The 8,950-nt window shown below is 42.9% G+C and carries 4 protein-coding genes; 2 read left to right on the top strand and 2 right to left on the bottom strand.

Annotated features, from left to right (window positions below; all coding sequences use genetic code 11):
- Positions 1 to 91: 91 nt before the first annotated feature.
- Positions 92 to 2,785: a type I DNA topoisomerase gene (gene topA, locus AB4238_RS20270; protein WP_372035205.1), complete on the bottom strand. Its 2,694-nt coding sequence runs from the start codon at positions 2,783 to 2,785 to the stop codon at positions 92 to 94.
- A 334-nt stretch (positions 2,786 to 3,119) separates the two neighbouring features.
- On the opposite strand from topA, the gene astB reads away from it, so the two are divergent.
- The gene (gene astB, locus AB4238_RS20275) at positions 3,120 to 4,457 is read left to right on the top strand and encodes an N-succinylarginine dihydrolase (protein WP_372035207.1); all 1,338 of its coding nucleotides are present in this window, start codon (positions 3,120 to 3,122) and stop codon (positions 4,455 to 4,457) included.
- A gap of 390 nt (positions 4,458 to 4,847) precedes the next feature.
- Here astB and AB4238_RS20280 read toward each other — a convergent pair whose 3' ends face one another.
- Entirely contained in the window at positions 4,848 to 7,271 is a 2,424-nt protein-coding gene (locus tag AB4238_RS20280; protein ID WP_372035208.1) for an Ig-like domain-containing protein, read from the bottom strand.
- A 218-nt stretch (positions 7,272 to 7,489) separates the two neighbouring features.
- Here AB4238_RS20280 and AB4238_RS20285 point away from each other — a divergent pair, with 218 nt between their 5' ends.
- The gene (locus AB4238_RS20285) at positions 7,490 to 8,806 is read left to right on the top strand and encodes a dicarboxylate/amino acid:cation symporter (RefSeq protein ID WP_220736281.1); all 1,317 of its coding nucleotides are present in this window, start codon (positions 7,490 to 7,492) and stop codon (positions 8,804 to 8,806) included.
- Positions 8,807 to 8,950: the final 144 nt, after the last annotated feature.

Raw genomic sequence — 8,950 nt, forward strand, 5'->3', positions numbered from 1 at the left:
TCTAGTACAAGGCTTGAGCTCAAACACCTAACCGCAGGCATTAAAAAGCCTCGATATATTCGAGGCTTTTTGCGCTTATAAAGCTTACAGATTACTCAGCTTTAGGTTTTGCTTTCGCCTTTGGCTTAGCTTTTGGTTTAGCTTTAGCTTTCGGTTTTGCCTTCGCTTTTGCTTCTGCAACCCATTTACCATCGATAAACTTGGCGGTCCAACCTGTCGCTTTACCATCGACATCCGTCGCGACATATTGCTCTTTGGTCTTACGACTAAAGCGCACAGACGCTAAGTTACCATCATCATCTGCAACAGGTGCATCAGCAAGGTAAGCATACTTAGGCCACAACAGCTCACGATACTTCACTAACTCTTCGACCAATGGACCACGTGTTTCACGTGATTTAGGGAAAGTGCTAGCAGCAAGGAAAATCCCCGCAGCGCCATCTCTTAATACAAAGTATGCATCTGACTTGGTACATTTAAGATCTGGCAGATGAATAGGATCTTCTTTTGGTGGCGCCGCTTCGCCGCTTTTCAGCAGTTTACGCGTATTCTTACATTCAGAATTGGTACAACCAAAGTACTTACCAAAGCGGCCATTTTTAAGTTCCATATCGTTTTGACAACGATCGCACTCAATAATAGGGCCTTCATAACCTTTAATCTTAAACTGCCCTGCTTCGACTTCAAAGCCTTCACAGGTCGGATTATTACCGCAGATGTGTAACTTACGCGTTTCATCAATCAGATAGCTATCCATTGCTGTGCCACATATGCCACAACGATGTTTTGCTCTTAACGCTTCAGTTTCGGCGTCTTCACCACTTTCACTAACCGCTTCTTCACCCGGCGTTAAGTTCAGCGTCGTTTTACAACGCTCTTTAGGTGGTAGTGCATATCCTGAACACCCTAAGAATACTCCAGTACTACCGGTGCGGATCCCCATAGGGCGACCACAAGTCGGGCACTTAATGTCAGTAATCACCATCTCATTCGGGCGCATTCCGCCCTCTTCAGGTGGTAATTCAGCATTTTCTAACTGCTTAGTGAAGTCTTTGTAGAAACCGTTGAGTACTTTTTTCCAGTCAAGCTTACCTTGAGCAACATCATCCAATGTTTGCTCCATGCTTGCGGTAAAGTCATAGCTCATTAAATCCTGGAAACTACCGACTAACCTGTCGCTAACGATTTCGCCCATTTTCTCAGCATAGAATCGACGGTTATCGACTTTTACGTAACCTCGGTCCTGAATGGTTGAGATAATAGTTGCATACGTAGACGGACGGCCAATACCACGTTTTTCAAGCTCTTTAACTAAAGAAGCTTCGCTGTAACGAGCAGGAGGCTTGGTAAAGTGCTGCTTAGGCGTTAGCTCTTGCAGTGTTACTGTATCGCCTTTAGCAACGATAGGCAGTGTATTGTCTTCTTCGTTCTTTTTCTTAATCGCAGTTTGCACGCGCGTCCAACCATCAAAACGTAATGTACGCCCTGTTGCTTTTAGCTCGTAGTCACCCGCCTTAACAGTAAGACGTGTTGCATCATACTTTGCTGGTGTCATCTGACATGAAACGAACTGACGCCAGATCAACTCATACAAGCGCTGAGCATCACGCTCCATATCGCTTAGAGATGCTGCGGTTACTTTTACATTTGAAGGACGAATCGCTTCGTGCGCTTCTTGCGCGCCCTCTTTGCTACCGTAACGCAATGGCGACTCTGGTAAATACTTATCGCCAAACTCTTTACCAATCATCTCACGCACATTATCGAGCGCTTCTTGGCTTAAGTTAGTCGAGTCAGTACGCATATAGGTAATATGACCCGCTTCGTATAAGCGCTGCGCCATCATCATGGTCTTCTTAACACCAAAACCTAAGCGTGTACTTGCCGCTTGTTGCAGTGTTGAAGTGATATATGGTGCTGATGGCTTACTTTGCGTTGCGCGATCTTCTCGAGCGGCAACCACAAAGCTTGATTGCGATAAAGCACTTACGGCGCTATCAGCTTGAGCCTGGTTCACAGGACTAAAGGCTTTGTCCTGATACTTAACCACCTGCATTTTTAGCAAGTCGTTAGTGAGTGTATTTAACTCAGCATGCACATCCCAGAACTCTTCTGGCACAAATGCCTTAATCTCACCTTCACGCTCTACAACCAAACGTACTGCAACAGATTGCACACGTCCTGCAGATAAACCACGGGCAACTTTCTTCCACAATAGTGGTGATGCCATAAAGCCAACAACACGATCTAAGAATCGACGCGCTTGCTGCGCATTGACCATATTAGTGTCGAGCACCGATGGCTGACTAAATGCATCCTGAATGGCTGATTTAGTAATCTCATTAAACACTACACGTTGATAGCGAGATTCATCTCCACCAATAACCTGTTGAAGATGCCAAGCAATCGCCTCCCCCTCTCTATCCAAATCGGTTGCGAGATAGATGTGGTCGGCTGACTCTGCAAGTGTTTGTAACTCTTTTACGACTTTCTCTTTGCCAGGAAGCGTTTGGTATTTCGCCTTCCAGCCTTTTTCGGGGTCTACTCCCATGCGCGCAACTAAAGCTTGCTTCGCTTTTAGACTCTTATACTCAGCCTTCTCCTCTGGAGACATCTTCTTGACTTCAGCAGGTGTTTTACTCACCACCTTTGCGTCTGGACTCGACGATGTAGGCAGATCACGGATGTGACCTACACTCGACTTAACGATGAAATCTTTGCCTAGATATTTATTAATAGTCTTGGCTTTGGCCGGTGATTCGACGATTACTAGCGATTTACCCATAGATTAATTTGCGCCAACAAGTTTCAAAAATCTGAAAATTGGCTCCATATATAGAGGGTTGTGTAAAGACTTTCAAGCTAATCCCTCTTTTATTTGTACTGGAGTACCATTTTTTAACCGTTTTTGAAATAAATGTGAAAAAAATTAGTGCTTATTTAAAAACTAATATTTCATTATTAGTCATCAAGCAAGTATTAGTTGTGAATTTTGATGCAAATACACTGTTTTGACAAAAAACCACCACCTTGTTTAGCCTTTTAGCTTAAGTATACTGAGCTCAATAATTACAACTCAGGAATGGAAAGCACACCTGAGCTACCCTAAAGGATAAAGAATGAAGCATTTTGAAGCCAATTTCGACGGACTTGTCGGCCCAACACATAATTACGCGGGTTTATCATTCGGAAACGTTGCCTCTTTAAACAACGCTGCCGCGACATCCAGCCCTAAAGATGCTGCCAAACAAGGGATCAAAAAAGCCAAAGCACTTGCAGACTTAGGTTTAGTACAAGGTATGTTTGCTCCTCAAGAGCGCCCAGACCTTCATACACTGCGTAGAATCGGATTTACCGGCTCTGATGCAGAAGTTTTAAATAAAGCTGCTAAAGAGGCTCCAGCGTTGTTACGTGCATGCTGCAGTGCTTCAAGTATGTGGACTGCTAATGCTGCTACAGTCTCACCTAGCGCCGATACTCACGATGGTAAATTACATTTTACCCCAGCAAACTTAGTCGACAAACTGCACCGCAGTATTGAACCTGTCACTACTGGAAATATTCTTCAAGCTACGTTTAACGATAGCCGCTATTTCAAACACCACCAACATTTACCTGAACATACCAGTTTTGGTGATGAAGGTGCAGCTAACCATACACGCCTTTGCAGCGAGTATGGTCATGCAGGTATTGAACTATTTGTTTATGGCCAAGAAGCGACGAACCCATCGGCACCCAAACCACAAAAATTTCCTGCACGTCAAACTTTAGAAGCCTCACAGGCCATCGCTCGTCTGCACCAGCTAGATGATGACGGCACGGTGTACATGCAGCAAAACCCTGACGTCATCGATCAGGGTGTATTCCATAACGACGTTATCGCTGTTGGTAACCAAAATGTGCTGTTCTATCATGAGCAAGCATTTTTAAATACTCAAGCCAAGCTTGAGGAGATAAAACGTAAGTTTGGTGAATCACCACTGCATTTTGTTGAAGTGCCAACCGCTAAAGTAGCGATTCAGGATGCAGTTAAGAGCTACCTGTTCAATACTCAAGTAGTGACATTACCTTCAGGTGAAATGGCGATTATCGCGCCAACCAACTGCCAAGAAAACCCAGCAGTTCATGCTTATTTAAATGAACTAGTGACTTTGGGCTCACCTATCAAGCAAGTGCATTACTTTGATGTTAAGCAAAGTATGCAAAATGGCGGTGGCCCCGCGTGTTTGCGTCTTCGAGTGGCAATGAATCAAGATGAAGTCGCTGCAGTTAACCAAAACACCATGATGAACGATGCGTTGTTTGCACGCCTAAATCAATGGGTAGACAAACACTATCGCGATCGCTTAACCGTGGCCGACTTAGCTGACCCACAATTGGTGATTGAATCTCGCACCGCACTCGATGAGCTAACGCAAATCATGAAACTGGGTAGTGTTTATCAGTTCCAGAGATAAATCTGTCTTAAACTTATTCGGATAAGTAGAGAGGGCACCGTGCGTCGATATATTCAGTTCCTTCTCTTTATTAGTCATAAATAGCTTGGTCAAGCGTAGTTATAATTATCTATCAATTTAATTAGTATCCAGATATTTTTGGCACGCCAACTAATACGCGTGCCAAACAAAAAGCGACGTTCAAAATCAACGGTATTCTAATAACACTTCTTAGAATCACAAACCCTGTCACCACAACAACAACAACAGATTGAACTAATTAGCATTTCTATGGAATAAAAAATCCCTAACAGAAAACTGATAAGGATTTATTCTTCACCAACTAGGTAACTATATTTTCATCAAGCAATCTAGATATCTCTACTTACAAAGCTACTAGGCACGAATCTATTAATGTATAGTCATAGGTATAGTGGCTATGAGTGTTATATCACCTTTCAGAGTTACTGCTTCAATAACAAGTGAACCAGATTCGGGTTCATCAGCACCTTTTATCACAACACTATAAGATAAAGCGCCATTTCTGTTAGTAGAAGCAATCGTGAACGTACCGTTACTTGCCAATTCGCCAATTGACGGTTTAAAGGTTAAAACAGTTCCCGAAGGTAATGGTTGGTTATGTAAATCGCTCACTATAATAGATACCCCACCAGTAGACTTACCTATAATATCAAGTGTGCTATTGTCATTAAGACCGTTGCAAACATCATCTTCACTAGCTTCGTCGATACAACTATCGGATATCACTGGAGTTGATGCATAGGCTGCACTACCTGCCATCACAATAACAGCGCTAGCTCGAACGTTTAATGACTTGTTTGTTGAACATCCAGAATGAGCCGTCCCATTGACATCAAGTGCACATAAACTACCGTTATACAAGCCATCTGCATTATCAAAAACGCCATTGTTATTAAAATCAACAAACGTTTCTAAATCACCACCTTCTTCGCGTGTTACTTTTGGGTTATAAACAGTATCTTCATTGTGATCAACAAATGCTTCTGATAAGTCGAAACTCTGACCTGAAACATCAGGTTTTGTTTTAAAATCAGATTCTTCAGCAGCATCAAAACGCCCATTACCATTTGTATCAGGGAACGATTCCTCTCCTATCGCGGTCGCTAGTATAGTAACACGCCCACCATAAGGCTGACCTAATTGAGGAGCAAGTGAAGGTTCTACATCTAATATTGCACCAGTCGGCCTTGGATTTTGACTCGTCCATTTAACAGAACATTTGCCATTCAATGTCACACAAGATGGTTCAATTGAGCCACCTTCCGTTGTAAATGACACAGCAGTCCCGTCTGGTACTGGGTTATTAAAAGCATCTGCAAGCCTGGCAGTAACGTTAACTTCAGTACCGTCATAATCCCAAGCTTCTGGACTAGCATTATCAACAGATAAAGAAAAACTGTCTTGATCTGGCAAGCCTGTAGAAATAACGAGGAGGTTTGACTGACTTGAAATTTCAGGTATTTTCCCCTCCACTAATGCTGTAACTCTCACAGATGTTGCAACTGAACCTGAGTTAACAACAGTTTGTGCAATACCGCTTGCATCTGTTGTAGCATATTCAGGATCTAATTCAATATTACCCGTCATAGTATTGAGTGAGAAATTAACACGCTGATTTTTAACCGGATTACCATTACTATCGAGCACTTTAAATTTGACAGTTGAAGCTTCTGCACCTCCGGTGCCCTTTAAGCGAATATTCTCCGGCACCGCTTCAACAAAAGAAACACTTCCAACACTAGCAGGTAACACTGTTAATTGACCTGATGCCGACAGAGCTTTGCCTCCTACATTAGCGCTGACGTTTACGGTATCTTCACCAACACAACCTTTAGATAGATATGTACTAGTAGCAATACCATTGACAGCGATAACAGGTGAGCTAATTTCAGCTTCTGGCGAAGATTTAGCAGAGCATACCGACGAAAAAATAACTTCGGCAGGCTCTGTAAATATCTTTCCTTCATCATCTTGGAGTGAAACAGAAATACTTGCGGTACCACCAGCAGACACGCTAACTGGAGAAATCGAAGCTACGCCTGATTCAAAAGGGGTGCCACTACCCATAAGCACATTTGTGGCGCCAATAGTAAATGGTAAACTAGCGGTTTCACCTGATAACAACGTCACAGTTGCATTAGCGGCCCCAGGATCTGCTCCTGCCAATATTTGCACTGATGCCTCCCCCTCTTTAGTTACTGCAGTGTTAATAGGGATCTCGCCACGACTTGTAGAAAAAGTTACAATAGTTTCTTTAGAAAGCCCTGTAACTTTCGCGACTAAAAAACCAGGTGATAAACTGCTAATGCCCGATGTAAGTTCACCGTTTTCATCAACCAGTGTTATTGCAACGGAAGGTCCATTACCATCGGCCTCGCCACCATTGCCAACCATAGTGACAGGGATTGTAGCCTTTTCACCCGAAGAGATAGTTGCAGTTATCTCTGCACCAGTAGCTATGGAACCGGTATTCAATTCAATCTTAGCTACTCCATCAGTGTCAGTTGACACATCTCCTGTAGCCGGATCAAATGTGCCATAGGCGTCATTATTTAGTTTAAAGGACACTAAAGTACTTATTGCATTACCATTTGAGTCAGTTACTTTTGCCGTAATCTCAGCGTTATTATCAACCGAAATTTGCGTATTTGTAGTACTTAATGCAACCGATATTGTGACTGGGCTCGGCGTTCCTCCATCATCAGGGTCAGCAGAAAGACTTCCACCACCTCCGCAACCAACGAGAAAAAACGACCATATTAACGCAATAAAAACACTATAAGCTGACTTCATTGTCAGACTCCCTGTTACTCTGATTATAATATCTGGTAATTATCTGATTACCTAGAAGACAACACTACACAATTTACTGGCAACTTATCTACCACGAAAGGTAGTAAATTTCTAAATTTCATCAAAAACTTTAACTTTAACACCATTTCAACTGGGGCTCTTTCTTGCTAGGCTTTAATGCGCAAATTGAAAAGCATAAAAATTATACAGGAAGCACTATGTCTGCTACGAAATCAAAAAAGCTTGGGCTGACGAGTAAAATTTTACTCGGCATGTTCTCAGGTATTGTTCTTGGGTTACTTCTTCGTAATCTTTTCCCTGAAAGTGAATTCATTAAAGATTACATCACCGAAGGCTTCTTAAATGTCATCGGTACCATCTTCATCTCAAGTTTGAAAATGTTAGTTGTCCCCTTGGTATTTGTATCGCTAGTTTGTGGTACATGTTCGCTAAGCGAACCCTCTAAGTTGGGTCGACTCGGTGGCAAGACCATCGCGTTCTACCTTTTTACCACCGCGATTGCACTTTCAATGGCGATCCTCATCGCGATTGCAGTTCACCCAGGTCATGCGACCTTGGTAACTGAGAGCATGCATTTTGATGCTAAACAGGCGCCAAGCTTGGCTGATGTGATCATTAATATCGTGCCAACCAACCCTCTGCAGGCGATGAGTGAAGGCAACATGCTTCAAATCATCATATTTGCGGTTATTTTTGGTTTTGCTATCTCCCATATCGGTGAGCGCGGAAAACGCGTTGCAGCGCTATTTACAGACCTTAACGAAGTTATCATGCGCGTAGTTACGCTAATCATGCAACTTGCGCCTTATGGTGTATTTGCTTTGATGGCAAAGCTAGCATTAACGCTCGGTATGGAAACCTTTGGTAGTGTGGTGCAATACTTCTTTGTGGTACTGGGTGTATTACTTATCCATGCATTCATCGTGTATCCAACATTACTGAAAGTATTCTCTGGTTTAAGTCCATTTACTTTCATTCGAAAAATTCGTGACGTACAGTTATTCGCATTCAGTACCGCAAGTTCAAACGCAACCTTACCGGTAACGATTGAAACGGCTGAGCACCGTATGGGTGTCGATAATAAGATTGCTTCATTCACCCTGCCACTTGGTGCAACCATCAACATGGATGGCACCGCGATTATGCAAGGTGTTGCAACGGTATTTATCGCACAAGTATTTGGTATTGAATTGACCATTACTGATTATGCGATGGTCGTTGTAACTGCGACTCTTGCTTCAATCGGTACTGCGGGTGTGCCTGGTGTTGGTCTTATTATGCTGGCAATGGTGCTAAACCAAGTAGGTCTTCCTGTAGAAGGTATCGCATTGATTATCGGCGTGGACAGACTACTTGATATGGTGCGTACTGCGGTGAACGTTACTGGTGATACGGTAGCAACCGTGGTCATTGCTAAATCTGAAAATGAGTTTGATGAAAAAGTTTTCAACGACACTCAAGCAGGTAAAGTTGCACCAGGTTTTAACGCACAGGTTCATGCTGAAGAAAAGTAATACTAATTTAGCATGAAAAAAGGCGCCTCTGTGGCTAATGCCGTTCACTTAACGTGAACGGCTTTCTTTTTTATGGGATATCGGTCCTTTGAACACTTCAACACTCTAGGGTAACTACGCTCCCTTTTCCCCTCTAAAATAAAC

This window comes from Shewanella sp. 10N.286.45.A1 (genome assembly GCF_041470405.1).
In the GTDB taxonomy this organism is placed as follows: domain Bacteria; phylum Pseudomonadota; class Gammaproteobacteria; order Enterobacterales; family Shewanellaceae; genus Shewanella.

Coding starts and splice junctions, on each gene's coding strand:
- astB (WP_372035207.1), top strand. CDS start 3,120: ATGAAGCATTTTGAAGCCAATTTCGACGGACTTGTCGGCCCAACACAT.
- AB4238_RS20280 (WP_372035208.1), bottom strand. CDS start 7,271: ATGAAGTCAGCTTATAGTGTTTTTATTGCGTTAATATGGTCGTTTTTT.
- AB4238_RS20285 (WP_220736281.1), top strand. CDS start 7,490: ATGTCTGCTACGAAATCAAAAAAGCTTGGGCTGACGAGTAAAATTTTA.
- topA (WP_372035205.1), bottom strand. CDS start 2,785: ATGGGTAAATCGCTAGTAATCGTCGAATCACCGGCCAAAGCCAAGACT.